The following is a 24,196-nucleotide window of genomic DNA, read 5'->3' as shown; positions in this document are numbered from 1 at the left end:
CCTTACGGCCCCCAATCTCCTCCTTCTCAACACCTGTCTCAGCAAGCATGGCTTGCATGGGGCGAGACTTCGTGTTGAACTGAACAAGCGTTCATATCGGGGGGATCCACCATGAAACTAGACAGCACAGCCGCCATCATCACCGGGGGTGCCTCGGGGCTTGGCGAAGCCACGGCGCGGTATTTTGCCTCGCAAGGCGCGCAAGTCACCCTGCTGGATCGTGACGCCGACCGCGGCGAATCTGTCGCGAAAGAGATCGGTGGGCATTTCGTTATGACCGACGTGACGGATGAGACGTCTGTCCAAGAAGCGGTGGATTATGCCCAAGACAAGATGGGCTGGATCACCGCAGCGGTGAACTGCGCCGGGATCGCCCTTGGGATCAAGACTACAGGCCGCGATGGGCCGCACCCCCTGGACGCATTCCAGCGCACCATAGACATCAACCTTGTCGGCAGTTTCAACGTGGCGCGGCTTGCGGCCGTGGCCATGGCCAAGAACAACCCCGAAGACGATGGCGCGCGCGGGGTCATCATTAACACCGCTTCCATCGCCGCTTTCGATGGGCAAAAGGGCCAAGCCGCCTATGCTGCCTCAAAGGGCGGGATTGTGGGCATGACACTGCCCATGGCGCGCGATCTGGCGAAGGACGGCATTCGTGTGATGACCATCGCGCCGGGCATTTTCAAAACGCCGATGCTGGCGGGCCTTCCCGAAGAGGTTCAGGTCGACCTTGCCAAGGATGTGCCCAACCCTGCCCGCCTCGGCGATCCGTCGGAGTACGGTCGGCTGGCCGGGTTCATCGTTGAGATGGAATATCTTAACGGCGAAGTGATCCGCCTCGACGGGGCGCTCAGGATGCGCTGATGCCGCTGCAGAACCGCGTCCAGCCTACTGGCGAGATCATTGCCCATCCCGCACGGGGTGGGTTTATGGGCAACCGCGGTATCCTGCACGATGAAGACGGTCTGCACCCCAAAAGACGCTGGGCGCATCAGAACTGGGTTTGCTGTGTGCTAAGTTTCAAAGGGCGTCGGCGACAGCTGATGGCCCCGGGCCGCTATACCGAGCTGTTCTTTCTCGATGAAGCTGTGGCCTTTGCCGCCGGTCACCGACCTTGCGCAGAATGCCGGGGCGCGGAATATCGACGGTTTCGGGCGTGTTGCGATGTGCCGGGTCCGGCTGCGGCCTTGGACCGCCAACTTCACGCTGAACGCGCAGTGCCGCGTATTTTTCAGCAGCGCCGCCATGCGGATGTGGAGGCGCACGACCTACCTGATGGCAGTTTCATCTTAGATCACGAGGGCAAGAACGGCGTGCTCTCGGGCGATGCGTTCTATCCTTACGCGCCAGAGGGGTACCAGACAGCGCAAAAGCGTCCGCAGGGCCGCGTGACCTTACTCACGCCGCCTAGTGTCGTCACGGCCTTCCGCGCTGGTTACCGTCCGCAAATCGCGTTGGAGAAGGCGCAGGTCTAGCCCTGCGCCTTCTCCTCAAGCGCCATCCACTCTTCCTCAGCATCGGCGAGTTTCTCATGCCGTTGCAGAAGCGCGTCACTGGCCTTTTGGAACTTCGCTGGCTCGCGGGTGAACAATTCAGCGTCGCCTAGCAGTTCTTCGAGTTTGGCAATCTCGGCTTCAAGGCGCTCGATCTCCCCCGGCAAAGCTTCAAGCCGGTGCTTCTCGGTAAAGCTGATGCCCGAAGCAGATTGCCTTTTCTCGGCCTTAGCCTCGCCTTTGCCCGGTTTGGCCTTCACCACGCTATCCGAAAAATCATCCTGCCCGCGCTGCGCTAGATAGTCAGTCCAGCCGCCTGCATAGACCGTGGCACGGCCGTCGCCTTCCATGGCGATGGTGGTGGCGGCCACACGGTCAAGGAAGTCGCGGTCGTGGCTCACCAACAGCACGGTGCCGTCATAGGTGCCCAACAGCTCCTGCATCAAGTCCAGCGTTTCGACATCCAGATCGTTGGTCGGCTCATCGAGCACCAAGAGGTTGGACGACCGCGCCATGATCTTGGCCAGTAGCAGCCGCGCCTTTTCACCACCCGAAAGCGAACGAACCGGTGCGCGGGCCTGCGCCTCGTCAAATAGAAATTCCTTAAGGTAGCCCACCACATGTTTCGGCTGGCCGCGCACCAGCACCTGATCGGCTTTGCCCGAGACGCGCATGTCCGGATCGCCTGTCAGGCTTTCCCACAGCGTCATATTACCATCGAGCTGCGCGCGCGCCTGATCGAAAAGCGCAAGTTCCAGATTGGTGCCAAGTTTGATCTCGCCTTGATCCGGTTGTTCCTTGCCGATCAGCATGTTGAGCAGCGTGGTTTTGCCCACACCGTTCGGCCCCACCAATGCGATTCGGTCGCCGCGTTGCACGGTGATCGAGAAATCGCGCAGGATCTGTTTGTCGCCGAATTTCTTGGCTACACCTGTCGCTTCGATCACCTTGCGGCCCGACTTGGGACCAGCTTCCAGCGCCATGGCAGCAGTACCCTGCCGGGTGATCTGGGACGACCGTTCGGCCCGCAGTTCTTGCAGCGCGCGGACGCGTCCTTGGTTACGCTTGCGCCGGGCCGAGATGCCCTCAACAGCCCAACGGGCCTCTGACTTGATCTTGCGGTTGAGCTTGTGGCGCTGCATGTCCTCTTCTTCCCAGATCTGATCGCGCCATGCTTCAAATCCCTCAAAACCGATCTCTTGACGGCGCACAGCGCCGCGGTCGATCCAAAGGGTGGCGCGGGTCAGTTCGCGCAGGAAGGCGCGGTCGTGGCTGATGATGACAAAGGCCGTGCGGGTGCCCTTAAGCTCGGCTTCGAGCCATGCAATCGCTTCGATATCTAGGTGGTTTGTTGGCTCGTCCAGCAGCATCAATTCCGGCTCTTCGGCCATCAGCCGCGCCAGTGCCGCACGGCGACGTTCGCCGCCCGAGGCCGTCGCCACAGGGCGCGCGGGGTCAAACTTTAGCCCCTCGCCTGCGCGCTCGACTTTATACATCTCGCCGGGATCGAGCCCATGCGCCGCGAAGTCGCCCAGCGTCTCGAAGCCCGACAGATCCGGCTCCTGCTCCATATAGCCGACCGACACACCGGGCCCGGCAATAACCGCCCCGCTGTCCGGCTCAACAAGTCCGGCCATGACCTTCATCAGTGTGGATTTGCCCGAGCCGTTGCGGCCGACCAATGCCAGCCGGTCGCCGGCCTGAACCACCAGCGAGAGGTCTTCGAAAACAGGATCGCCGCCAAAGGTCAGCGAAATGTCGGTGAGTTGTAAAAGGGGTGCGCGTGCCATGCCCGCCTGCTATCTCTCGGCACGGGTAAGGTCAATGTCCCTTGGCGATGGCCCTGTGTTTTGCCCGCTTTAGGCCAAGGCGCGCAGCAGCCGCGCGCGGTTGGGCGGGATCGCGGCAATCTCAAGCCCGGTAAAGACATGCAGCGTGTTCATCTGCCGGTCGATCACCGCATGATCACTGACCCAGCCCCCCATCGCCAGATAGCTGCGCAGCAGCGGCGGGATCTGCTGGCGTGCCCGGCGAGGATCGGCGGTATGTGTGTCGCGCGCGAAGGGGTGGATGTCCTGAGCTCTGACAATGGGTCGCAACTTTGCTGGGGCGAGATGCTGGTCTTTTAGGTGAGCAAAGGCGTCGCGGTAAGCTGTGGGATCGGTTCCTGCAAATGAGGAGCAACCAAATAGTAGCGCCACTTTGTTGCGGTCCACCTCTTGCGCCAACCGCCCCCACGCAAGGCGCTGAATGTCAGGGTCATGCCAGTCTGGATGGACGCAAAAGCGGCCTAGCTCTAGCAAAGCGCCTGCGATTGTTTCGAGGTTGGTTAAGTCATAGAATTGCGCCGCGTAGCTTTGCCTAAGGGCCGCGCCGTAAAATAGGCTCAGGCGAAAGCAGCAGACGAGAGCCCCGCTGGCGCGCTCTTCAACCAAAAAATGGCGGGCCTTGGCATCGAAAGCATCAATGTCAGGCTGAACGTCAGTTTGAAAACACTGAGCGCGCAAGATCTGCGCGCGGGTGATATCGGCGGGCGATGTGGCTTCGCGCGTCAGATATCGGCCCGGAGGCGCTTGGGTCATTTGCGAGGTCGCCTTCGGTTGCCTGCAGCCCTGCCCCGCCGATCGACCGCCGGGGCATGCGGTAAATAACTTAGCTGCCGAATGCCGTCGGGCTAAAGCGGCCAAGGTTACCCAGAAGCTGACGCAGGAACGTATTGTCAGCGACGGGCGATGTCGTCACGCGGCGCGACAATGGCACCACATGCCCACGCTCTAACCCGAACCGTTCGACATTAGAAACGACCCCCGCTTCGTTAAAGCTGACGGTAACCACTTCGCGCTCAATCTCTTTGGGCGCCATAAAGCCAAGAGCCCGTTTGCGCATCTTAACGTAATAGTAACTATCATCGCTCAAAACACCCGAGGCGGTGGGCACACCGATCTTTTGGGCGACGCTTTCCTTGGTGTCGCTGCCAACGACGACCTGTTCTAGCTGATCTTCGGGCGGCACATAACCGTGGTTCTCATACTGCGGGCTGCAGGCTGTCAGAAGCAGTGCAAGGCCCAGCCCTGCGATCCGGAGGCTTGTCTTGCCGGTCTGTTTCGTGTTGCGCATTTGGTCTGCCCTCTTGCCCTGACGGATTATGGCTTTTATTTCGCATACACTAACGCACCCCAAGTGTACAAGAAACGAAAGTCGGATCTCATGTCGCGCAAATCACCTACGCCAACCGCTCTACGGGTCGCAGACCTGTCACAGACGGAGCCAAACGGCTTTGATCTGCGCCCCGAGACGGATAATTTAACTCAGATCGCTAAGGAGCTGGAACTTTCCGCCCTGCGCAAGCTCAGCTTTGTCGGCAAGATCAAGCCACTGGGCAAGCAAGACTGGCAGCTTGACGGTAAGCTGGGTGCCACCGTGGTGCAGCCCTGCGTGGTCACGCTCGAGCCGGTGACCACACGCATTGACGTGAATATAAAACGCCGTTTCGTGCATGATTTCGAACTTCCCGATGAGGAAGAGGTTGAGATGCCCGATGACGACACCACCGAGCCTTTGGGCCAGTGGATTGATCCTGCGCAGATCATGATTGAAGCGCTGGCGCTGGAAGTCCCGGAATATCCCCGCAAGGGCGAAGTTGAACTGGGCCAGATGGTCCATGCAGAGCCGGGCCAAAAGCCGATGACCGATGAAGACGCCCGACCCTTTGCGGGGCTGGGTGCGTTGCGCGATGCGCTAAAGAAAGACGAAACCTAAGAAAACGGGCGGAAAACCGCGGAAATACTGGGTTGCATCACGGCGCTTTCGCGTTATTTTGCCGCCCTCACCCGAATTAAGGTTGGACATTGCGCGGCTGCGGCCCTAAAGCGTCGTCACGCCCGAAACGGGGTCCGAATTGAAACACGGTTGCGGCATGCTCTATGCAGGTCAGCAACCCCGAAGGCAAAGGCACCAGACATGGCTGTCCAACAGAATAAAGTATCCAAATCGCGTCGCAACAACCGTCGCGCCCACGATTCGCTCACAGCAGCGAACCCGAACGAATGTTCGAACTGTGGTGAACTGAAGCGTCCGCACCACATCTGCGCCGCTTGCGGTCACTATGACGACGCAGAAGTTGTCGCCCTGACCGAAGAAGTAGACCTGGAAGACGACGCAGCTTAAGCTGCCGCTGTTTCCAAGGTTTTCTCTAAGGCAGTGAGGCATTCGCACTGATGACGGCCCAGCCCGATCAACATAACGCGAAAGCCGGACACACCCTGATCTCGGTCGACGCGATGGGGGGTGACGAAGGCCCGGCAGCAGTTGTTGCCGGGTGCGCGCTTTCCGCGACAGCAAATCCCGACATTGGTTTTATCCTGCATGGTCCCCGTGATCAGCTGGAGCCTTTGGTCGCCAAACGTGGCGAGCTGTCGGGCCGTTGCGAGATACGTCACGCCACGGATGTCGTCACCATGAACGACAAGCCCAGTCAGGTTGTGCGTACCGGCAAAGACAGCTCCATGTGGTCTGCCATCGAATCCGTGCGCAGCGGCGAGGCGGCTGTGGCTGTTTCCTGCGGCAATACCGGCGCGCTGATGGCGATGTCGATGATACGGCTACGTAAATTGCCGGGCGTGAACCGCCCTGCGATTGCCGTGCTCTATCCGTCTTCCAATCCTCAGGGCTTCAACGTGATGCTCGACGTGGGCGCTGATGTCCGCGCCGATGCCGATGATCTGTTGCGCTTCGCCTTGATGGGAACCTCTTATGCCCGCAACGGTATGGATCTGGAGCGCCCCCGCGTCGGTCTGCTGAACGTCGGCACCGAAGAGCATAAGGGCCGCACGGAACTCAAAGAAGCTTACGATCTGATTCGTGCGCAGGGTGATACGACCGGGTTCGAATTCGTCGGCTTTGTTGAAGGTGGCGATATTTCGGGCAACCGGGCCGATGTTATTGTGACCGACGGATTTACCGGTAATGTCGCGATCAAGACTGGCGAAGGCACTGCCAACATGATTGGCAACAGACTGCGCGAGGCGTTTAAATATTCGCCCCTGTCGCGTCTGGCATCGCTGCTGGCCTATACGTCGCTGCGCCGACTCAGCAAAAAGATTGACCCGCGCCGTGTGAACGGGGGCGTCTTTCTGGGCCTGAACGGCACGGTGGTGAAATCGCACGGCTCTGCCGATGCAACCGGCATCTCTGCTGCGATCAAACTCGCGGCTCAGTTGTCGCAGAATAAATTCAATGACAAGCTGGCCGCCCGCGTAGCCGCGACGCTGCCTGCTGAGGAGTCCATCAAATGAGCCTGCGCGCCGTTGTCACTGGTTGTGGCCACTACCTGCCCGCCCGTGTCGTCGAGAATGCTGAATTTGAAGCGACGCTGGACACGAATGACGAATGGATTCGCTCGCGCTCGGGCATTGAACGCCGCCATTTTGCTGCAGAAGGCGAAAACACCTCCTCCATGGCCAGTGCAGCCGCCCGCAAAGCGCTTGAGGATGCGGGCCGTGAGGCAGATGACGTGGATGCGATTATCGTCGCGACCTCTACTCCTGACCTGACATTCCCATCCGCCGCAACGATGGTGCAGGCTGAATTGGGTATGACCAGCGGATTCGCCTTTGATGTTCAAGCGGTATGCGCGGGCTTTGTCTATGCGCTGGCCAACGCCAATGCGCTGATCGTTTCGGGGCAAGCACGCCGTGTGCTGGTCATCGGGGCCGAGACCTTTAGCCGAATCATGGACTGGACCGATCGCTCTACTTGCGTACTCTTTGGCGACGGTGCTGGCGCACTGTTGCTTGAGGCACAGGAGAGCAACGGCAGCCCCGAGGACCGCGGTATTCTGGCCACTGACCTCAATTCCGATGGGCGCTACCGTGAACTTCTGTACGTCGACGGTGGTGTTTCGACTGGCACGACAGGCTATCTGCGGATGCAGGGCAACCAAGTCTTCCGTCACGCTGTAGAAAAACTCGCCGCCACCGCCAATACCGCGATGGAGCGGGCCGGTGTCAGCGCCGAGGACGTGGATTGGATCGTACCGCATCAGGCCAATATCCGCATTATCCAAGGTACCGCCAAGAAATTGAACCTGCCGATGGAGCGTGTGGTTGTGACCGTACAGGACCACGGCAACACCTCTGCGGCCTCGATCCCGCTGGCCCTGTCTGTGGGCCGTGAGCGCGGCCAGATTAAAGAGGGTGATCTGATCGTCACCGAAGCCATAGGCGGTGGTCTGGCATGGGGTTCTGTTGTCCTGCGCTGGTAAGTCCCTGAGCTAACGTAGAAAATTTCCGCCGAATCGCGTTCGACCCGGGCATTGATGTTGACTCTAAATTTCTGAGCAGCATATGTTGTTGGAAAGCATGGGGGATATAATGCCTAATAAGACATTGACGCGCATGGATTTAAGCGAAGCTGTATTTCGGGAAGTCGGTCTTTCACGCAATGAGAGCGCCCAATTGGTTGAAGCGGTGCTTGAGCATATGTCAGACGCTTTGGTCGAGGGTGAGCAGGTGAAAATCTCTTCCTTCGGGACCTTCTCGGTGCGGGACAAGACCGCGCGCGTAGGGCGCAATCCGAAGACTGGCGAAGAGGTTCCGATCAACCCGCGCCGCGTGCTGACGTTCCGCCCCTCGCATTTGATGAAAGACCGGGTTGCCGAAGGCAACAAGTCCTGACCCATGGTCAAATCGCCGGACGCTTTTCGCACCATCTCCGAAGTCGCTGACTGGCTCGGCATCCAGGCCCACGTTCTGCGGTTCTGGGAGAGCAAGTTCACGCAGGTAAAGCCCATCAAACGGGCTGGCGGACGGCGTTACTACCGTCCGGCGGATATGCTGCTGTTGGGGGGGATCAAAAAGCTTCTCCATGATGATGGGCTCACGATCAAAGGCGTGCAAAAGATCCTTCGCGAAGAAGGGATGACCCATGTCTCGTCCCTCTCGGCACCGCTGGATGAATTAGATTTTCTTGAGCCTCGGCCCGCGCCCAAACCTAAGATTATTCGCCCCGAAACCGGTGTCGTTTTGAGCTTTGGCTCGAAAGCGGAACTCGCTGCTGCGCCAGACACGGCCGAAGCCGAAGTGCAGGCGGAAGACGCGAATGTTACTGAGCATCAGCCGGAAAGTGAGACACCTGTCGCAGGATCAGAGACGCCTGAGACCACCCCAGACGTGCCCCCGCGCCCCGCGCCCGTGCCACCTGCGGATGATCACCCCCGCGCCACGCCCGATCCGTTGGCCCCGTCTGACAGCACAACCCCCGACGCGCCGCATCTTGAGGTGCCCCCTTCCAACGAAGAAGCTGAGGCCGTTCAGGAAGAGCCAGTTGCAGGGCCGGCTACAAATGAAAGCTTGCCCGATTTCTTGAAGCGCCCCCTCGCCCCAAGTCCGAAAGTACAGGACGACGCAGGTTCTGAGAATGACGCGGATGAAGCGCCCTTTGAGGCGGAGATCGAAGAGATTGACGACACGCCCAGACCCGCGATCATCGACCTGCCAGACTTCACCCCCGAAGCCGATTTTCCAGCCCGGCCAGGGCTGTTGAGCGTGGCCACCCGTGTGCATTACCTGCCGCGCGAGGTGCAGCCTCGTGTCGCCGGATTGCTCCTTGATTTAGCTGAGATGCGCGTCCGCATGGCCGCCGAACCTGGCTTCGAAAGTAATTACTGATCGCGATGGAAAGATCGGCAATTCCCTCTTGCACCCTCTGCGAGATCGGGTATGAAGCCCACGTAGTCGGGCTATGGCGCAGCCTGGTAGCGCGTCCGTCTGGGGGACGGAAGGTCGCAGGTTCGAGTCCTGCTAGCCCGACCAACCGACTACAACAAAACGCCCGCGCCGGTAACGCGCGGGCGTTTGTCATTTAAAAAGGCCCCGCTTGATGCCCAATGCGATGAACGGGGTGCTCCCCAACCAGCAGATTGCAGCGATGATCGAAAGTGGCGCCATTGCCGCTGATCCTGCCGTGACCACTGCCCAAATCCAGCCTGCAAGCCTCGACCTACGCCTCGGCACAGTCGCGTATCGCGTGCGAGCGTCCTTCCTTGCCGGCCACGGGGCCAAAGTCGCTGATCGGTTGGAAGAGTTCGAGATGCACCGCGTGGACCTTAGCGATGGGGCCGTGTTGGAAAAAGGCTGCGTCTATGTCGTGCCTTTGATGGAAACACTCGCGCTGTCTGAAAATGTCTCTGCGGTTGCTAATGCCAAAAGCTCCACCGGGCGGCTCGATCTATTAACGCGCACCATCACCGACGGTGGGACCGAATTTGACCGGATCGCGCCGGGCTATACAGGCCCGCTCTATGCCGAGATCTGCCCCCGCTCCTTTTCCGTGCTTGTGCGCCCCGGCATGCGGTTGAACCAGATCCGCTTCGGCAGCGGCGACGCGACGCTGAATGATGACGCCCTGCGTGCGCTGCATGATAAAACCCCCTTGGTAGATGGCACAGCCGTGATCGACGAAGGCTTGGGCTTTTCCGTCGATCTGCGCCTACCCGGCACCAGCCTCGTTGGCTACCGCGCCAAGCCGCATACCGGGGTGATCGATCTGGATAAAATCGGCCACTACGCACCGGCGGATTATTGGGAAGAGGTGCACAGCACCAATGGGCAGATCATCCTTGATCCCGGTGCTTTCTACATTCTGGTTAGCCGCGAGGCCGTGACGATCCCCCCCGCCTATGCTGCTGAAATGGCGCCCTATTTAGCGATGGTGGGTGAATTCCGTGTGCATTATGCGGGCTTCTTCGATCCCGGCTTTGGACATGCCGAGGCGGGCGGTACCGGTTCACGCGGCGTGCTGGAAGTCCGCTGCCATGAGGCGCCTTTCGTGCTAGAGCATGGTCAGGTTGTGGGCCGCTTGGTCTATGAACATATGGCGCAAATCCCCAGCCAGCTTTACGGGGCCGACATCGCCTCGAATTACCAGGGTCAGGGTTTGAAGCTGTCGAAACATTTCCGCTCAGCCTAAGGGCGCGGAGGCTTACTTCGACCGAAAGAACCGCCGCAGCAGCCGGATACCCTGCTGCGCAGTGCGCGCGTTGAACGCGCCACCTTTGCCCGATCCCCGCTTGCCTGCACGCCGCGTGCCCGCGCTAATACCGCGCGACACCAAACGGCGCATCACCTGACGTATGACCATGTTAACGATCGGTTTCATCGGTCCTCTCCCTCGGATCAGCCCGTCTGATGTAGGTGCCACGGGGCGTATGTCACCCCCCGGCCCCTTAATCTTCAAAAAGCTCGCTCTGGCCCTCGGTGGTTTCCGGCTCATCCTCGCCATCGCCGACAGTCGGAAGAAGCCCAGATGGCGGACGGTTTTCCAACAGCCCGGCAGAGCGCAGTTCCTTGAGACCCGGCAGATCGCGCGCACTCTCTAGACCGAAGTGATCGAGGAACTCTTGCGTCACAACAAAAGTCACCGGGCGGCCCGGCGTCATCTTGCGGCGGCCAAAGCGGATCCACTCCATCTCAAGCAATTGATCCACCGTCCCACGAGAGACCGCAACGCCGCGAATCTCTTCGATTTCCGCACGGGTTACGGGCTGGTGGTAAGCGATGATCGCCAGCGTCTCGATCGCCGCGCGGCTGAGTTTGCGGGTCTCAACCGTTTCTCGGTGCATGAGAAAGCCAAGATCGGGCGCGGTGCGAAAGGCGTAGGCATCGCCCACCTTCATCACCTGCACACCGCGCCCTTGGTAGCGGTGCCGTAGGAAAGCCATCGCTTCACCCACGTCTGAACCACGCGGCAGGCGGTCTTCCAATTCGCGCAGCGTGATCGGCTCAGAGCTTGCGAAAAGCACTGCTTCGATCATGCGTTCCTGTTCGGCCAAGGATGGCGCGTCGAACAGCTTTTTCTCTTTTGTTTTAACGTCTTCCGACACGCATCAATCCTTCTTGCGCAGTTGGATGGGGGCGAAAATCTCTTTTTGGCGGATTTCCATTTGCCCCTCCTTGACCAGTTGGAGTGAAGCCGCAAAGGTCGCTGCTGTGGCAGAGCGGCGGCGTTCAGGGTCGGTTTCCCAGCCTTCGGGCAGATAGCTGTTCAGATCGCCCCAATCGCCCGCATAGCCGATCAGCCCGCGCATCCGTTCAAGCGCTTCTTCCATGGTGAATACTTTGTCGCGGTCCATCACGAAGGGCCGGAAATCATCGCGGGTGCGGGTGCGCGCATAGCCTTGCATGAGGTCCAGCAGGGTGGCGGTATAGGTCACCTTTTTGACGCGGGTGATTTCATGGGTCTGACCACGGGCAAAGAAATCTCGGCCGAGTTGATCGCGTGCCATCAGCCGTGCGGCGGCGTCCCGCATGGCTTGCAGGCGTTCCAATTGATACGCCAGATGCGCGGCCATCTCTTCGCCTGAGGGGCCTTCTTCTCTTGGGTCGGGCGGCAGCAGCAGGCGCGATTTAAGAAACGCCAGCCATGCCGCCATGACGAGGTAGTCAGCGGCCAGTTCCAGACGCAGCTCTTTAGCACGCTCGACAAAGGCCAGATACTGCCGTGCGAGTTGCAGCACCGACACTTTGCGCAGATCGACCTTTTGGGTACGGCTAAGCGACAGCAGTAGATCAAGCGGCCCCTCATAGCCCTCAACATCAATGATGAACGCCTCGGCAGCCAGCCGGTCAGCAACGGAGCCGCCAGCCCCGCCCCTGTCTTCCTCGAATGCTGTATCAGCCATGTAAAGTCCCGCCCAGAAGCGTCTCAAGCTGGGCGCTGAGGGCGTCGATGTCAACGTCATCGGGGGATTGCCGCGCATCCATCGCGCGCAGGGCACGGGTCTGGGCAGCAGGGGTCATCTCGCCTGCAGCTGCGGCCACGGCGCGGCGTTCGTCCAGCGAGCCGTTGCAGAATAGGGCCACATCACAGCCAGCGGCAAGGGCCGCGCGGGTGCTCTCCGCCGGGGTCATTTGCAGCGCTTTCATCGAGATGTCGTCGGTCATGATCAAATTATCGAAGCCGATATCTTCGCGAATGAGGCGCATCACCTCAGGCGACAGGGTTGCAGGCGTATCGGCAAGCGCGTCATAGACCAGATGCGCGGTCATGCCCATCGGTAGGTCTTGCAGGCTGCGGAACGGGGCAAAATCAACCGCCTCCAGATCAATCCGCCGTGCATCGACCCGGGGCAGGTTGTGGTGGCTGTCAAGCGTGGCGCGGCCATGGCCGGGCATGTGTTTCATCACAGGCAACACGCCACCGGCCAGCAATGCATCAGATACGGCGCGGCCAATCGCGGCCACTTGTCCCGGGGTGTCGCCATAGCAACGGTTGCGCAGGAACCGGTGGGTCTGTGCAGAGGCCACGTCGATCAATGGCGCGCAGTTGCTGTCGATCCCGACGCTGTGCAATTCGTGCGCGATGATCCGGTACATCAAATAAAAGGCTTTGGTGGACTGATCCCCGGCGCGCTCTGCCATTTCAAGTGGCGGCATCCAATCGCGCCAGTGTGGCTCGCGCATGCGTTGCACGCGGCCCCCCTCTTGGTCGATTGTGATCACGGCGTCGTGGCCCGCCGCCTCGCGCATTTCATCGCAAAGCGCGCGGAGCTGGTCTGGGCTATCGATGTTGCGCCCAAAAAGGATGAAGCCGAAGGGCCGCACGTCACGAAAGAACGCTTTTTCCTCGACGCTAAGCTCAAGGCCCGCAGCGTCGAGGATCGTGGCCCCAAAGGGACGCATCAGCGCATCACCACCGGAATGCAGTCCGCGTTCTCGGCCACGAGAGCCGAGCAGAAACGCCGCGCGTCTGCGATGTCGTCAAAGCCCATCGCGCGCAGGCGATAGAAGACCCGTCCGCCGCTGGTCGCTTTCTGAACAACGCGGTTTTTACCTTCGAGGTACGCGCCGAAACGGCCTTGAAGACGGTCCCATTGTTCGCGGGCAACCTCGGGGCTGTCAAAGGCGCCAAGTTGCGCCATGCGGGTGCCTGCAGGCAGGGCTGCGGGGTCAACCTCTTGGCTGGCGGCTGCGACTGGATTGCTTTGCACGGCGGCGGGTGTCACCACGGCGGCCCCGGCAGGGCGGCGGCGCGGGCGTAGTGAGTTACGCACGCCGGGGGCGTTAAGAACAGCTTTGACCACTTTGGGCTGAACCGACGTATCAGCAAGCGCCATGGCGACGGCGGCGTCTACTGGATCAGCCGAAGCGCCGGTCAGCGGGGCGACGCCATTGGTCAACTGCGCCACCAGGTCTTGAACATTGCCCGAGCGGATCGCGGCAGAGGCGTCGATCAGGTCGCCGTCCGTGTCGCGGGCGACGGCTTGAGTCACGTCGTCTTGTGTCTTTGGAGCAACCATTGCCACTTGCACGGGTTGGTCTTCGTCTTGCAATTCCATCTGACGCGGCGCGAGGCGGAGCTGTTCGGCGGGCCGTCCGGCGCTGCCTTCGGCGGCGACGACGTTCACCGACAGCCCCTGATGGCGGGCCAATTCGCCGCCCGGTTCTTCGGGACGGACACGCATTTCGCCTTCGATCGCGCGAACCACCGGAATGCCGGTCACATCGCGTACAAGTAGCTTATAGCCCCAGACACCAATCCCAGCGACGAGCGCCAAGGAAACCACGGCGCCCGCGATATTGGTGAGCGTTGTCAGTGTCTTGGGCGTGGCGCCCACTGCATAGCTATGCGCGGAATCGGGCGCATAGCCCGCCGTCGTCGAAGAAGACGTAAAATCTGCCATCTCTGCCTCTTTGCCCGGCGTGATACATCGCCACGCGGGTCTGGTCATGGGGTTGCCTGTTTTCGGCGCGCTGGTGCGGTTACCGCATCTCCTGCGCCGGTGTGACCCCAAGAATACCAAGCCCCGCCGCAATTACAATCGCAACGGCACGCGACAGGGCGATTTTTGCCTGCGACGTGGCAGCGTCCCCTTCTTGCAACGCACGCAGCCCGTCTTCGGAGCGGCCAAGGTGGTAAAGACTGTGGAAATCGGACGCCAATTCGTAGAGGTAGAAGGCCACCCGGTGCGGTTCATTGCTGCGCGCGGCGGTTTCCACCAGACGCGGCCATTCGGCCAGTTTGCGCAGCAGGCCAAGCTCGGCATCATGGTCAAGCTTGGTCAGATCCGCATCCCTCAGCGTGGCGTCGGCAACCTCAATCCCAGCCTCTTGGGCCTTGCGCAGAATCGAAGCCACCCGCGCATGGGCGTATTGCACATAGAACACCGGGTTTTCGCGGCTTTGTTCCAGCACCTTGTCGAAGTCAAAGTCGAGCATCGCGTCGTTCTTGCGGGTTAGCATGACGAAACGGGTCACATCCGGGCCAACTTGATCGACCACATCGCGCAGGGTCACAAAGGTCCCTGCCCGTTTGGACATCTTGAACGGCTCGCCATTTTTATAGAGCTTCACCAGCTGCGTCAGCTTGATGTCGAGCGGCACGTGACCGTCGCTCAGCGCCGAGACAGCTGCCTTCATCCGCTTGACGTAGCCGCCATGATCCGCGCCGAAGACGTCGATCAACATGTCAAAGTCGCGGCTGACTTTATCGTAGTGATAGGCGATATCGGGAGCGAAATAGGTCCACGATCCGTCGGATTTCTTGACGGGGCGATCCACGTCATCGCCGTGTTCTGTGGATTTGAACAGCGTCTGTTCGCGCGGTTCCCAATCTTCGGGCTTCTTGCCCTTTGGCGGTTCCAGAACGCCTTCGTAGATCAGCCCTTTGGCTTCGAGTGACGCAATTGCCGCCTCGATTTGGCCCGTGCCGTAGAGTGACTTTTCGCTGTAGAAGACATCCATTTCGACGCCCAGCGATGCCAAATCTTCGCGGATCAGGTTCATCATCGCATCGCTAGCAAACTCGCGGATGTCGTCGAGCCATTCGCTTTCGGGTTGGTCGACCAGCTTGTCACCGTACATCTTAGACAGCGCTTCGCCCAGTGGAATTAGGTAGTCACCGGGGTATGTGCCATCGGGGAAGGCCACCTCTTTGCCATTGGCTTCGAGGTAACGCAGGTACACGGACCGCGCCAGCACATCGACCTGCGCACCGCCGTCGTTGATGTAGTATTCGCGCGTCACGTCGTAGCCTGCGAAATCGAGCAGGCTGGCCAGAGCATCGCCAAAGACCGCGCCACGGGTGTGGCCCACGTGCAGCGGACCCGTGGGGTTGGCCGAAACATATTCCACGTTTACCCGCTGACCGGCGCCAAGGATTGCTCGGCCAAAGTCCGTGCCTTGGCTCAACACTTGCCGCGCCACATTCTGCCAGACCGACGGCGCAAGACGCAGGTTGATAAAGCCCGGACCGGCCACTTCGGCAGAGGTGATGCGCGGGTCATTTTGCAGCTGTGCGGCCAGCGCTTCGGCGATGTCGCGTGGTTTCAGACCTGCGGGCTTGGCCAGTACCATTGCGGCATTGGTCGCCATATCACCATGCGCAGGGTCGCGTGGCGGCTCTGCGGTGATCGGGTCAAAGTTCAGGGTCGCAGGCAGGGCGTCCTGCGCGACCATCTGTTCCAGTGTCGCAATGATGAGATGGCGAATTTCGGCAAATAGGTTCATGTCGGGTATCCTTGTTCCCCGCCCGTTTATCATGTGCGGGGGTGCAGTCAATGAAGCGGCGGGCCGCGAAAGCCCATGTGAGGGGGTGGCGTTTGAAGCGGCACGGTCAGCCGAGGTCCAAACGCCCACTTCGGAGCCGTCGGCCAGCCTCAGACCCAAGGTAAAGCGCGGTGTCTGCGGCCAGTCCGGCCTGCCCTTCGGGCACGGTGATCAGGTGAAAGTGCAGCCCCCGCGGGCCAAAGACCTTATCAAGCGCGGCATTGGCGCTTTCAACGGCGCCGATCATTCCGTAACCAGCGAGAGCCAAAGGCTGACTAGGTCGCGACAGGACCGTTACAACAGACCCCTGCCCGGCCACCAATCCACGACCCAAAGCGCGCACCAGCGCAGAAAGCCCACGGATCTGCGCATCAATTCCTTGGGCGCAGTCCTCGGGGTCAAGCGGCATCAGGTTGAGCACCATCTGAAGCGGCGTGGCGCCCCAGTTGCGGTGCAGGGGCTCAAACCGACTGACAAGATCGCCGGATAGGGCCAACCCGCCGACACGCTCTGCCGATTGGCTCATGAGGTCTGCCAAGACGCTGGGATCGCGGTCCAGCACAACGACCTCAGCCCCCATCTTCGCCGCGCGTTTGGCCACCGATGGGCCGGGCGCCTGGCCTGCCGAAAGGATCGCGAAGGTCGCGTCACCGGCCAAGCTTTCCGGCAGAACGGGGGTTTGTATCATGTCATGTCACCTATAGATCACAGTGGGCAGGCTACCATGCCGCAAAGATTAGCGGAAGCTGCGCAAGTCACTGCCAAAGAGACGCGCGTGTTCTTGCAACGCAAAACGGTCCGTCATGCCTGCGATGTAGTCCGAGACCATCCGCGCCAGCGTGGTTTCATCCTCTGCGGCCTCAATTGCCGTTGCCCAATGGCGGGGTAAAAGGTTTGGCTGAGACAAAAACAACGGGAACAGGTCTTCGACCACTTTGGTCACCTTCTCGCGGTTCTCCATCACCGACGGCGCGCGATACATCCGCGTAAAAAGAAACTTTCGGATTTCGCGCAGATCCTGCCAAACGGGATTGGAGAAACGGATCACCGGGCGGCCCAGATGACGGATGTCATCGGCGGATGTCGCGCCCGATTCTTTGAGCAGCTTGGCCGAGGTTTCGATCACATCACCGACCATCACGCCAAAGACCCGACGCAGCGCCTCATGGCGGCGGCGGTAGCTGTCTGTGTCGGGGTAAAGCCTGTCGACTTCCGCATAGGCCGCGCCCACCATGGGGAGCTCTGCAATCTCGTCTTCGGTGAATAGCCCCGCCCGCAGACCATCGTGTAGGTCGTGGTTGTTATAGGCAATGTCATCGGAAAGTGCCGCCACCTGCGCCTCGGCGCTGGCGTGGGTGTGCAGTTCCAAATCATGCCGTGCGTTGTAGTCTGCCAGCGCATGGGGCACCTCTCCGGTGACGGGCCCATTGTGTTTGGCAATTCCTTCGAGCGTGTCCCACGTCAGGTTCAGCCCGTCGAATTCGGCATAGTGCCGCTCTAGCGTGGTGACGATCTTGATCGCCTGCGCGTTGTGGTCAAACCCGCCGTAGGGCGCCATCAGCTTATGCAGCGCGTCCTCGCCGGTGTGGCCAAAGGGCGTGTGGCCCAGATCATGGGCCAGCGCCACTGCCTCGGTCAGCTCACCATTCAAGCGCAGCGCGCCCGCGATGGTGCGCGCCACCTGGGCCACCTCGATCGAGTGGGTCAGACGGGTGCGGAAATAATCGCCCTCATGCTCCACAAAGACCTGAGTCTTGTGTTTGAGCCGCCGGAAGGCGGAGGCGTGGATGATCCGGTCTCGGTCCCGCTGATAGCAGGAGCGAAACGTGCTTTCCTCCTCCGGCACCAACCGTCCCTTGGCGGTGTCCGGATCCGAGGCGAATTCTGCGCGCATTGCGGCTGGTCCTCTCTCGCGGTCCTTGTGACCTGTCCTTGTGGTTTCTATATGTTAGAGGAACGCGAAAGAAAACCGATGCATCGGAGCCTGCAGATGAACCTGCCCCCCAAAGTCACCTCCCGCGCCTTTGAACGCCTCGCCGAGATCGGGGCCGCCGAGGAAGGCAAAGCCCTGCGCATCGCTGTCGAAGGCGGCGGCTGCTCGGGATTTCAGTATGAAATCGCATTGGACGCGCCTGCCGATGATGACCTCGTGCTGGAAGGCAGCGGTCAAAAAGTGGTGGTTGATAGTGTGTCGCTGCCGTTTCTGGCGGATGCAGTGATCGATTTCACCGAAGAGCTGATCGGCGCGCGGTTCACGATTGAAAACCCCAACGCTACGGCGGCCTGCGGCTGCGGCACGTCATTTTCGATGTAAGCCTTTCCGGGCACGTCTATCCGCGCGCCCGGGCAAACCCTTCAAAGAACTGCTCAAAATATGGGCTTGAACGTTCGGTCTCTAGCAGGATCGCGTGGCTGTCTGGCCCGAGATAAGACAGAACATGCGGTCGCATATGCCCCCAGTCGGCACTTCGTTGGGCCCCCATATCGCTTAGACATTCCGCCAAAGGACGCAGCGCGCCTTGCACCTTGGGAACGGAATAAAACCGCAACCCTCCTTCGGGGATATGCTGCGCGTGCAGCGGGCCGCCTGCGATATGCGCAGCCCAACCGGTGACCAGCCATTCATGCGCGTCATCTTGCAGTGGGGCGTTCAGATCAGCTTGGATTAGGTGGGCGCGATTGCACGCAGTGACGGACTTTTCCCATAGCGGATTGGGGTACGCCCCGGCGAACCGCAACGCGGCGCAAACTTCGGCGAGAAGATCCATATCTTGGTCTAGGAAAGCAAGCAGCCCGGTGAATTGTAGACTTAGCTGCGCTTCTGAGGGCAGTTCCGGGTCGCAACGACCATAGTCGGATAGGTAATAGACAATATGGGTCAGCTCATACGCGGCCTTGCGGTTGGGCACGGCAAATGTGGCGCTGCGCGCAATGAAATCGCGCAGCCGCGCCCCGAGCGCGCCGTCACTGACCTCTTGCCCGACCCCCCGCCGGCGCAGCAGGCGCCGCGCTTCGGCGCGCTGCAGATCAGACAGTTCCGCATCCTTTAGGCCTGCGCGGGCAACATCTTCGCATAGCGCGATACCTTGTGTCATTGGCAAACCAAGGTCTTCAAGGTCGAGGCAGATCGACAGAAAAAAACGGTAATACTGTGGGAAATCACGCAGCATTTCACGGCAATTTGCATGGAATTCGCAGAGCGGCTCCAGCGCGTCGGGGTTCAACACGCAGCCCGTGCTTGCCAGAACCCCCAGCAATTCTGCGTTCTCTTTTAGCCAAAAGACATCGCCCTGCGCGCGGCGCTCGCTTGCAAAGGCGCGGATCAATCTCGCTGTGCGCGTTGGCGCGTCGCTGGTGTCAGGTCTGAGCAAAACGATGTTGGTCATAAGTCCGCCTCCGGGTTAAGAACAGCGGGCGGCCGAACCGCCCGCTTGATCAGGTTTCAGGCACCAAAGGTCAGCACTTGCGCCTCGGCTGAAGCAAGCCCAGTCGTGAAGAGGCCAACCCCTCCGCCCTGCGCGATGCAGCCAGTATCTTGCTGTAGTCCGGTGGTGAACATTTCAGTCCCCTCGCCCATCACCATGTCGCTGCCAATACGATTGAGGCCAGTGGTAAAAAGACCAACTCCCGTACCGAGGCTCATCAGGTTGTTGTCGGTCTCCTGCGCTGTTACGGGGGCGGCGGCTGCATTAAAAATCGCGGTCATGTCGGCGTCCTTTTTAGTGGGTTTACAATCTGTAGGTGTAGTTCCTCTACTGATGCATCTTAAAAGTGTTTCGCCAAGCGATTTTCAGGTAACTTATTGTACTGCAATACTTATCCACATTAAGGGCACGCCACAGTTCTGCCTCATTGATCGTTTTTTGCCACGACCTGCGTCGTAAATTTTGTTTCTTCCACAGGGCCGCTTCATGACAAAGTCAGTGACCTGCAGGTGCAAGTTCCCGATATAGGGGAGTGTATGGTGATAGAATCACCCTAAGCGCGTACGCCTTCCCCTTGCCCCGGAGCGCCGATTGGGCGATAGCAGGTCAACGTCTTAAGGGGGCCCGGCATGAAGATCGCAAGTTTCAACATCAACGGTATCAAGGCCCGAGCGGCGGCGCTTCCAGAGTGGTTGGATGAGGCACAGCCGGACGTTGTGGTGCTGCAAGAGATCAAGTCAGTTGACGAAGCTTTCCCCCGCGAGATGCTCGAAGAGCGCGGCTATAATGTCGAAACTCACGGCCAGAAATCGTTTAACGGCGTGGCGATCTTGTCGAAACTGCCGTTGGAAGACGTAACCCGTGGTCTGCCCGGTGACGATGAGGACGATCAGGCGCGTTGGATCGAGGCAACCGTGGTCGGTGACGATATGGCGCTGCGTGTCTGTGGGTTGTACCTGCCCAATGGCAACCCGGTGCCCGGCCCGAAATATGATTACAAACTGGCTTGGATGGCACGTCTTCAAGCCCGCGCCGAGGCGCTCTTGGCCGAAGAAACACCATTTCTCATGGCAGGCGACTACAACATCATCCCGCAGGCCGAGGACGCCGCCAAACCCGATAGCTGGCGCGAAGACGCACTGTTTCGCCCTGAATCCCGCGCGGCTTGGCGGCAGCTGGTGAACCTCGGGCTAACGGATGCTTTCCGCGCGCGGACCCAAGGGCCGGGGCATTACTCATTCTGGGATTATCAGGCAGGCGCGTGGAACCGAAACAACGGCATTCGCATCGATCATTTTCTGCTGTCACCGACCGTGGCGGACCGGCTGCGCGATTGCCAGATCGACCGCGACGTGCGCGGACGTGACAAGCCGTCGGATCATGTGCCGATCTGGGTCGAACTGGATATCTAAGGCTCAGGCCTGAAGCTCGGCATCCCAATAGAGAAAATCCATCCAGCTTTCGTGCAAATGCCCAGGCGGGAATTTACGTCCCATGTTGCGCAGTTCCTCGGCGGCGGGCTGGCGCGGCGGTTTGCACAAGCAAAGCCCGGTACGGTGCAAGGGCCGCGACCCTTTGCGCAGGTTGCAAGGGCTACAGGCCGCCACCACGTTTTGCCAACTCGTCACCCCCCCGGCGGCGCGCGGCACCACATGGTCGAAGGTCAGATCGCCTTTCGCACCGCAGTATTGGCAGCGGAATTCATCCCTCAGAAATAAATTAAAGCGCGTGAAGGCCACGCGCTTTTGAGGTTTGACATAGTCTTTGAGAACGACAACCGAAGGTATCCTAATCACCGTAGAGGGGCTGCGCACCACCTCGTCATATTCGGCGACGATCTCGACCCGGTCGAGCCATTTGGCCTTTACCGCTTCCTGCCAAGGCCAAAGCGACAGCGGGTAATAGGATAAAGGTCTATAATCCGCGTTGAGCACCAGCGCGGGGTGATGTTTGAGTGCCGCCGGGTGGCGGGTGAATTCGGCCCTGAAATCGCCGTCCATCTGGTCGCGTCCTCTGCCCGTTTCTTTCACTATATCTCGCGGTTTCTCTCTGGCAAGACAAAGGTGAACCACTAGATGTCGCCGATTTTGCCCAAAGATTACGACAGAGGCGTGACAGATGGGCACAGTTTGTTAACCTTGTGGCATGATCAAAAGCCCCCTGCCCGATGCCTCCGCTCCGCGCGCCCTGCTCGAAGCCGCCGTATATGTCGATGATCTGGATGCGGCGCGGGAGTTTTACCGCGACATCTTGGGTTTGCAGCTTTTTCAGGAAGTGCCGGGGCGGCATATGTTCTTTGCGCTCGGCCCCTCGGTCCTGTTGGTCTTCAACCCCACCGCCACGGCCCAGCCTCCCGGCAATCCGAAGATGCCGGTTCCGCCCCATGGGGCGCGGGGTCCGGGGCATGTGTGCTTTGCAATGAACCGGGCAGAGATCGCCGCGATGGAAACGCGTCTGCGCGCCGCCGGGGTCGAGATCGACACCAGCTTTGACTGGCCCAACGGGGCGCGCTCGCTCTATGTGCGCGACCCCGCTGACAATTCGGTTGAGTTCGCCGAACCGTGGCTCTGGGATGAGATGAAGGGTTAAAGCCCCAGTTTGTCCCGCATGAAGGCGAGTGCGACACTCAAGCCATCCGGCGCGATGCCATGGCCGGTGCCTTTCATGACATGGGCATAAACATCCTGCCACCCGGCTTCTTGAAGCGCTTCGGCGGCCTGCGGCAGGGACTGCGGCGCCACCACATCATCGGCGTCCCCATGCACCAGCAGCACCGGCGGCTTCACCCGCGCCTCTTCGGCCAGCGCCTCGGGGTTGAGCAAACGGCCCGAGAAGGCAACGATACCCGCCACCGCATCCTCGCGCCGGGGGGCGACATGCAGTGACATCATCGTGCCTTGGGAAAAGCCAAAGAGCACGACCTGTTCGGGCAGCACGTCTTCGTCCACCATCAGCGCGTCGAGAAAGGCGTCGAGGTCTTCAACCGCGCTCATCATGCCGCGCATTGATTCCTCTTCGGACGATCCGTCGATCCATGGGATCGGGAACCACTGGAACCCCATCGGCGCACCTGCGCAAGCCTCGGGCGCGTCGGGGGCGACAAACAGCGTGTCTGGCAAATGCTCGCTCAGCGGATCGGCGAGGCCCAGCAGGTCAGCGCCATTGGCGCCGTAGCCATGCAGGAACACCACAACCGACCGTGTGGTGCCAGAGACCGGCTCGCGGCGCTCGGCGTTCAAAACCCGTGTCATGATAATCCTTCCTTTTGTTTCAACACCCGGTAGTAGGCAAAGAGCAGTCGCGCCGCAACCGACCGCCAAGGTGACCATGCGGCGGCCATGGCGGAGAGGTCTTTCGGCGTTGGGCGGGCGGGCAGATCAAACAGCCCCCGCGCGGCTTCTTGAAGCGCGAGATCGCCGCTGGGAAACACATCGCGCCGCCCAAGGCAGAACATCACATAGACCTGCGCGGTCCACGGCCCGATCCCCGGCATGTCGACAAGCCTGGCGATGGCGTCGTCATCGGGCAGGCTATGCAGCGCGTTAAAATCGAACTCCCGTTCGGCCAAGGCCAAGACATAGCGCACCTTGGGACGGCTCAGCCCCGCGGCGCGCAGCCCGCTGTCGCCGACGCGCAGAACATTCTCCGGCTGATGCAGCCCCGCCTCAACCAGCCGCGCATAAATGGCCCGGGCGGAGGCTACGCTGACCTGCTGCCCAACGATGATGTCGAGTAGCCCGGCAAATCCCGGCGGGCGCAGACGCAGTGGCAATGGCCCGGTTCGGGTGAGCGCCATAGCAAAACGCGGCTCGGCCTCGGCCAGCCACGCGGCCCCCTCGGCCACATCGGCGCCACAGGTGATCGGAGCGGAGAGGCTCACAGATGCGCCACCCAGTCCATCATCGCGTCAAGGTCGGTCAGGCAGTGCGCCCCCTCTGGCAGGCGCGGCCTTTCGATGAGGATCACCGGCAGGCCAAGTGCGCGTGCGGCGTCGACCTTCGGGCGGCTGGCTTCTCCTCCAAGGTTGCGGCAGATCAGCAGGTCGACGCCAAGGTCACGAAACAGCGCGGTCTCAGCCGCTGCGGTAAAGGGCGGATCGCCGAAGATCAGATCGACGAATGCATAGGGCGAAGGCCGGTCATGGCGGCTTGTTTGGCGGAGCATGAGGCGCGCGCCCTTAAAGGGCAGAAACTGCGGCAGGCTGGCCCAACCGGTCGCGGCAAAGACGCGGGCTCCGAGCGGCACGGCACGGGCGGCTGCGGACACATCGCTCGCCGATTGCAACAGCGGATCATCCAAAGCCCAGCCGGGGCGCGCGAAGCTGACAAAGGGCTTGCCCAAAGCCGTGGCGGCGGTAAAGCCTGCGTGGCTCAAGACCGCGTCGAACCCATGGCTGAGGTCAAGCACCGCGTCAAAACCCGCCATGTCGCGCCGCAGAGCGGTGGTGTCTTCAGGGTCGCGCATCTCAAACGCCATTGGCATCGGATTGCTGCCGCGCGGCGGTTCCGTCAGCCATGCGGTGACCCGGTGACCGGCCTCAGCCAAGGTGACGCCAAGCTGCCGCGCCTCGGCAGTGCCAGCGAGCAGAAGAAGGTTCAGCGAAGGGCGGTCAGGGGCGGTCATCGGCGCGATCATCGGCGAGCTTGGCGTCAGGCGCAAGCGGGATCGGGGGGCGCAAAAAACGGGCCTGGGCTTGCCCTTACCCATCGGCAGGGCTACCCCTTGGCGGGAA

The 24,196-nt window shown here is 60.7% G+C and carries 29 protein-coding genes and 1 tRNA gene; 13 read left to right on the top strand and 17 right to left on the bottom strand.

The window, feature by feature from the left end; genetic code table 11:
* Nucleotides 1-111: 111 nt before the first annotated feature.
* Both WNY61_RS15785 and WNY61_RS15780 read left to right on the top strand, forming a co-directional pair.
* A complete protein-coding gene (locus WNY61_RS15785; protein ID WP_342852408.1) occupies nt 112-867 on the top strand; it encodes a 3-hydroxyacyl-CoA dehydrogenase in 756 nt (251 codons plus the stop codon).
* Nucleotides 867-1,478, top strand: a complete 612-nt coding sequence (locus WNY61_RS15780; RefSeq protein ID WP_342852407.1) for a hypothetical protein — start codon at nt 867-869, stop codon at nt 1,476-1,478. The genes WNY61_RS15785 and WNY61_RS15780 overlap by 1 nt, the downstream gene beginning before the upstream one ends.
* On the opposite strand, the gene WNY61_RS15775 is transcribed toward WNY61_RS15780, so the two are convergent.
* The 3 genes from WNY61_RS15775 to WNY61_RS15765 all read right to left on the bottom strand — a co-directional run bounded on the left by WNY61_RS15775 (nt 1,475) and on the right by WNY61_RS15765 (nt 4,613).
* Nucleotides 1,475-3,286 carry an ATP-binding cassette domain-containing protein gene (locus tag WNY61_RS15775; protein ID WP_342852406.1) on the bottom strand — a complete coding sequence of 604 codons (1,812 nt, stop codon included), beginning with the start codon at nt 3,284-3,286 and terminating at the stop codon, nt 1,475-1,477. The genes WNY61_RS15780 and WNY61_RS15775 overlap by 4 nt on opposite strands.
* A 69-nt stretch (nt 3,287-3,355) precedes the next feature.
* A complete protein-coding gene (locus WNY61_RS15770; RefSeq protein ID WP_342852405.1) occupies nt 3,356-4,078 on the bottom strand; it encodes a GNAT family N-acyltransferase in 723 nt (240 codons plus the stop codon).
* A 70-nt stretch (nt 4,079-4,148) separates the two neighbouring features.
* Nucleotides 4,149-4,613, bottom strand: a complete 465-nt coding sequence (locus WNY61_RS15765) for an outer membrane protein assembly factor BamE (RefSeq protein WP_342852404.1) — start codon at nt 4,611-4,613, stop codon at nt 4,149-4,151.
* A gap of 90 nt (nt 4,614-4,703) precedes the next feature.
* Here WNY61_RS15765 and WNY61_RS15760 point away from each other — a divergent pair, with 90 nt between their 5' ends.
* The 8 genes from WNY61_RS15760 (at nt 4,704) to WNY61_RS15725 (ending at nt 10,463) form a co-directional block, all read left to right on the top strand.
* Nucleotides 4,704-5,255, top strand: coding sequence for a DUF177 domain-containing protein (locus WNY61_RS15760; RefSeq protein ID WP_342852403.1), 552 nt, complete (start codon nt 4,704-4,706; stop codon nt 5,253-5,255).
* 201 nt (nt 5,256-5,456) lie between these two features.
* Entirely contained in the window at nt 5,457-5,663 is a 207-nt protein-coding gene (rpmF, locus tag WNY61_RS15755) for a 50S ribosomal protein L32 (protein WP_007119776.1), read from the top strand.
* 50 nt (nt 5,664-5,713) lie between these two features.
* Nucleotides 5,714-6,790 (top strand): phosphate acyltransferase PlsX, encoded by a 1,077-nt coding sequence (gene plsX, locus WNY61_RS15750; protein WP_342852402.1) that lies wholly within the window; start codon nt 5,714-5,716, stop codon nt 6,788-6,790.
* Nucleotides 6,787-7,758 (top strand): beta-ketoacyl-ACP synthase III, encoded by a 972-nt coding sequence (locus WNY61_RS15745; RefSeq protein WP_007119778.1) that lies wholly within the window; start codon nt 6,787-6,789, stop codon nt 7,756-7,758. Before plsX ends, WNY61_RS15745 begins: the two co-directional genes overlap by 4 nt.
* Nucleotides 7,759-7,867: 109 nt before the next feature.
* A complete protein-coding gene (gene ihfA / locus WNY61_RS15740) occupies nt 7,868-8,170 on the top strand; it encodes an integration host factor subunit alpha (protein ID WP_040701172.1) in 303 nt (100 codons plus the stop codon).
* Nucleotides 8,171-8,173: 3 nt separating this feature from the next.
* On the top strand, nt 8,174-9,163 hold the full coding sequence (locus WNY61_RS15735) for a MerR family transcriptional regulator (RefSeq protein ID WP_342852401.1): 990 nt from the start codon (nt 8,174-8,176) through the stop codon (nt 9,161-9,163).
* Nucleotides 9,164-9,230: 67 nt separating this feature from the next.
* A tRNA-Pro gene (locus WNY61_RS15730) sits at nt 9,231-9,307 on the top strand.
* A gap of 79 nt (nt 9,308-9,386) precedes the next feature.
* Nucleotides 9,387-10,463: a 2'-deoxycytidine 5'-triphosphate deaminase gene (locus WNY61_RS15725; protein WP_342852463.1), complete on the top strand. Its 1,077-nt coding sequence runs from the start codon at nt 9,387-9,389 to the stop codon at nt 10,461-10,463.
* A gap of 12 nt (nt 10,464-10,475) precedes the next feature.
* Here WNY61_RS15725 and WNY61_RS15720 read toward each other — a convergent pair whose 3' ends face one another.
* The 8 genes from WNY61_RS15720 to WNY61_RS15685 all read right to left on the bottom strand — a co-directional run bounded on the left by WNY61_RS15720 (nt 10,476) and on the right by WNY61_RS15685 (nt 17,933).
* Nucleotides 10,476-10,652, bottom strand: coding sequence for a hypothetical protein (locus WNY61_RS15720; protein WP_342852400.1), 177 nt, complete (start codon nt 10,650-10,652; stop codon nt 10,476-10,478).
* A gap of 67 nt (nt 10,653-10,719) precedes the next feature.
* Nucleotides 10,720-11,376 (bottom strand): SMC-Scp complex subunit ScpB, encoded by a 657-nt coding sequence (gene scpB / locus WNY61_RS15715; RefSeq protein WP_007119783.1) that lies wholly within the window; start codon nt 11,374-11,376, stop codon nt 10,720-10,722.
* 3 nt (nt 11,377-11,379) lie between these two features.
* Complete coding sequence (locus tag WNY61_RS15710; protein WP_007119784.1) at nt 11,380-12,174, bottom strand: ScpA family protein; 795 nt, start codon at nt 12,172-12,174, stop codon at nt 11,380-11,382.
* Nucleotides 12,167-13,174 (bottom strand): beta-N-acetylhexosaminidase, encoded by a 1,008-nt coding sequence (gene nagZ / locus WNY61_RS15705; RefSeq protein ID WP_342852399.1) that lies wholly within the window; start codon nt 13,172-13,174, stop codon nt 12,167-12,169. The genes WNY61_RS15710 and nagZ overlap by 8 nt, the downstream gene beginning before the upstream one ends.
* Nucleotides 13,174-14,223: an SPOR domain-containing protein gene (locus tag WNY61_RS15700; protein WP_342852398.1), complete on the bottom strand. Its 1,050-nt coding sequence runs from the start codon at nt 14,221-14,223 to the stop codon at nt 13,174-13,176. The genes nagZ and WNY61_RS15700 overlap by 1 nt, the downstream gene beginning before the upstream one ends.
* Before the next feature lie 31 nt (nt 14,224-14,254).
* A complete protein-coding gene (gene argS, locus WNY61_RS15695) occupies nt 14,255-16,000 on the bottom strand; it encodes an arginine--tRNA ligase (protein WP_342852397.1) in 1,746 nt (581 codons plus the stop codon).
* Between the two features lie 106 nt (nt 16,001-16,106).
* On the bottom strand, nt 16,107-16,727 hold the full coding sequence (locus WNY61_RS15690; protein WP_342852396.1) for a hypothetical protein: 621 nt from the start codon (nt 16,725-16,727) through the stop codon (nt 16,107-16,109).
* 48 nt (nt 16,728-16,775) lie between these two features.
* Nucleotides 16,776-17,933 (bottom strand): deoxyguanosinetriphosphate triphosphohydrolase, encoded by a 1,158-nt coding sequence (locus WNY61_RS15685; RefSeq protein ID WP_342852395.1) that lies wholly within the window; start codon nt 17,931-17,933, stop codon nt 16,776-16,778.
* A gap of 96 nt (nt 17,934-18,029) precedes the next feature.
* Here WNY61_RS15685 and WNY61_RS15680 point away from each other — a divergent pair, with 96 nt between their 5' ends.
* Entirely contained in the window at nt 18,030-18,353 is a 324-nt protein-coding gene (locus tag WNY61_RS15680) for an iron-sulfur cluster assembly accessory protein (protein WP_342852394.1), read from the top strand.
* Nucleotides 18,354-18,369: 16 nt separating this feature from the next.
* Here the strand turns inward: WNY61_RS15680 and WNY61_RS15675 are convergent, their stop codons facing one another.
* Nucleotides 18,370-19,425 (bottom strand): hypothetical protein, encoded by a 1,056-nt coding sequence (locus tag WNY61_RS15675; protein ID WP_342852393.1) that lies wholly within the window; start codon nt 19,423-19,425, stop codon nt 18,370-18,372.
* A gap of 56 nt (nt 19,426-19,481) precedes the next feature.
* Entirely contained in the window at nt 19,482-19,745 is a 264-nt protein-coding gene (locus WNY61_RS15670) for a hypothetical protein (RefSeq protein WP_342852392.1), read from the bottom strand.
* A 348-nt stretch (nt 19,746-20,093) separates the two neighbouring features.
* Here WNY61_RS15670 and xth point away from each other — a divergent pair, with 348 nt between their 5' ends.
* Nucleotides 20,094-20,876, top strand: a complete 783-nt coding sequence (gene xth, locus WNY61_RS15665; protein ID WP_342852391.1) for an exodeoxyribonuclease III — start codon at nt 20,094-20,096, stop codon at nt 20,874-20,876.
* A 3-nt stretch (nt 20,877-20,879) separates the two neighbouring features.
* Here the strand turns inward: xth and WNY61_RS15660 are convergent, their stop codons facing one another.
* The gene (locus tag WNY61_RS15660; protein WP_342852390.1) at nt 20,880-21,464 is read right to left on the bottom strand and encodes an HNH endonuclease; all 585 of its coding nucleotides are present in this window, start codon (nt 21,462-21,464) and stop codon (nt 20,880-20,882) included.
* Between the two features lie 145 nt (nt 21,465-21,609).
* Here WNY61_RS15660 and WNY61_RS15655 point away from each other — a divergent pair, with 145 nt between their 5' ends.
* On the top strand, nt 21,610-22,053 hold the full coding sequence (locus tag WNY61_RS15655) for a VOC family protein (protein WP_342852389.1): 444 nt from the start codon (nt 21,610-21,612) through the stop codon (nt 22,051-22,053).
* Here WNY61_RS15655 and WNY61_RS15650 read toward each other — a convergent pair.
* Genes WNY61_RS15650 through WNY61_RS15640 form a run of 3 tightly spaced genes read right to left on the bottom strand, consistent with a single transcriptional unit; the run spans nt 22,050 to nt 24,087 of the window.
* On the bottom strand, nt 22,050-22,715 hold the full coding sequence (locus tag WNY61_RS15650; RefSeq protein ID WP_120350989.1) for an alpha/beta fold hydrolase: 666 nt from the start codon (nt 22,713-22,715) through the stop codon (nt 22,050-22,052). The two genes, WNY61_RS15655 and WNY61_RS15650, sit on opposite strands and share 4 nt — an antisense overlap.
* The gene (locus WNY61_RS15645; RefSeq protein ID WP_342852388.1) at nt 22,712-23,344 is read right to left on the bottom strand and encodes a DNA-3-methyladenine glycosylase 2 family protein; all 633 of its coding nucleotides are present in this window, start codon (nt 23,342-23,344) and stop codon (nt 22,712-22,714) included. The genes WNY61_RS15650 and WNY61_RS15645 overlap by 4 nt, the downstream gene beginning before the upstream one ends.
* Nucleotides 23,341-24,087 (bottom strand): precorrin-6A/cobalt-precorrin-6A reductase, encoded by a 747-nt coding sequence (locus tag WNY61_RS15640; RefSeq protein ID WP_342852387.1) that lies wholly within the window; start codon nt 24,085-24,087, stop codon nt 23,341-23,343. The genes WNY61_RS15645 and WNY61_RS15640 overlap by 4 nt, the downstream gene beginning before the upstream one ends.
* Nucleotides 24,088-24,196: the final 109 nt, after the last annotated feature.

The organism is Sulfitobacter sp. AS92 (genome assembly GCF_038900015.1).
GTDB lineage: Bacteria > Pseudomonadota > Alphaproteobacteria > Rhodobacterales > Rhodobacteraceae > Sulfitobacter.
Note: the sequence above shows the minus strand (reverse complement) of the source record. Positions and strands in the feature narration are given on the sequence as shown.

Coding starts and splice junctions, on each gene's coding strand:
- WNY61_RS15690 (WP_342852396.1), bottom strand. CDS start 16,727: ATGATACAAACCCCCGTTCTGCCGGAAAGCTTGGCCGGTGACGCGACC.
- WNY61_RS15700 (WP_342852398.1), bottom strand. CDS start 14,223: ATGACCAGACCCGCGTGGCGATGTATCACGCCGGGCAAAGAGGCAGAG.
- WNY61_RS15735 (WP_342852401.1), top strand. CDS start 8,174: ATGGTCAAATCGCCGGACGCTTTTCGCACCATCTCCGAAGTCGCTGAC.
- ihfA (WP_040701172.1), top strand. CDS start 7,868: ATGCCTAATAAGACATTGACGCGCATGGATTTAAGCGAAGCTGTATTT.
- WNY61_RS15725 (WP_342852463.1), top strand. CDS start 9,387: ATGAACGGGGTGCTCCCCAACCAGCAGATTGCAGCGATGATCGAAAGT.
- WNY61_RS15685 (WP_342852395.1), bottom strand. CDS start 17,933: ATGCGCGCAGAATTCGCCTCGGATCCGGACACCGCCAAGGGACGGTTG.
- WNY61_RS15760 (WP_342852403.1), top strand. CDS start 4,704: ATGTCGCGCAAATCACCTACGCCAACCGCTCTACGGGTCGCAGACCTG.
- WNY61_RS15745 (WP_007119778.1), top strand. CDS start 6,787: ATGAGCCTGCGCGCCGTTGTCACTGGTTGTGGCCACTACCTGCCCGCC.
- WNY61_RS15640 (WP_342852387.1), bottom strand. CDS start 24,087: ATGACCGCCCCTGACCGCCCTTCGCTGAACCTTCTTCTGCTCGCTGGC.
- WNY61_RS15770 (WP_342852405.1), bottom strand. CDS start 4,078: ATGACCCAAGCGCCTCCGGGCCGATATCTGACGCGCGAAGCCACATCG.
- WNY61_RS15765 (WP_342852404.1), bottom strand. CDS start 4,613: ATGCGCAACACGAAACAGACCGGCAAGACAAGCCTCCGGATCGCAGGG.
- xth (WP_342852391.1), top strand. CDS start 20,094: ATGAAGATCGCAAGTTTCAACATCAACGGTATCAAGGCCCGAGCGGCG.
- WNY61_RS15720 (WP_342852400.1), bottom strand. CDS start 10,652: ATGAAACCGATCGTTAACATGGTCATACGTCAGGTGATGCGCCGTTTG.
- rpmF (WP_007119776.1), top strand. CDS start 5,457: ATGGCTGTCCAACAGAATAAAGTATCCAAATCGCGTCGCAACAACCGT.
- argS (WP_342852397.1), bottom strand. CDS start 16,000: ATGAACCTATTTGCCGAAATTCGCCATCTCATCATTGCGACACTGGAA.
- WNY61_RS15650 (WP_120350989.1), bottom strand. CDS start 22,715: ATGACACGGGTTTTGAACGCCGAGCGCCGCGAGCCGGTCTCTGGCACC.
- WNY61_RS15785 (WP_342852408.1), top strand. CDS start 112: ATGAAACTAGACAGCACAGCCGCCATCATCACCGGGGGTGCCTCGGGG.
- WNY61_RS15780 (WP_342852407.1), top strand. CDS start 867: ATGCCGCTGCAGAACCGCGTCCAGCCTACTGGCGAGATCATTGCCCAT.
- WNY61_RS15670 (WP_342852392.1), bottom strand. CDS start 19,745: ATGACCGCGATTTTTAATGCAGCCGCCGCCCCCGTAACAGCGCAGGAG.
- WNY61_RS15675 (WP_342852393.1), bottom strand. CDS start 19,425: ATGACCAACATCGTTTTGCTCAGACCTGACACCAGCGACGCGCCAACG.
- nagZ (WP_342852399.1), bottom strand. CDS start 13,174: ATGCGTCCCTTTGGGGCCACGATCCTCGACGCTGCGGGCCTTGAGCTT.
- WNY61_RS15680 (WP_342852394.1), top strand. CDS start 18,030: ATGAACCTGCCCCCCAAAGTCACCTCCCGCGCCTTTGAACGCCTCGCC.
- WNY61_RS15775 (WP_342852406.1), bottom strand. CDS start 3,286: ATGGCACGCGCACCCCTTTTACAACTCACCGACATTTCGCTGACCTTT.
- WNY61_RS15710 (WP_007119784.1), bottom strand. CDS start 12,174: ATGGCTGATACAGCATTCGAGGAAGACAGGGGCGGGGCTGGCGGCTCC.
- WNY61_RS15655 (WP_342852389.1), top strand. CDS start 21,610: ATGATCAAAAGCCCCCTGCCCGATGCCTCCGCTCCGCGCGCCCTGCTC.
- plsX (WP_342852402.1), top strand. CDS start 5,714: ATGACGGCCCAGCCCGATCAACATAACGCGAAAGCCGGACACACCCTG.
- WNY61_RS15660 (WP_342852390.1), bottom strand. CDS start 21,464: ATGGACGGCGATTTCAGGGCCGAATTCACCCGCCACCCGGCGGCACTC.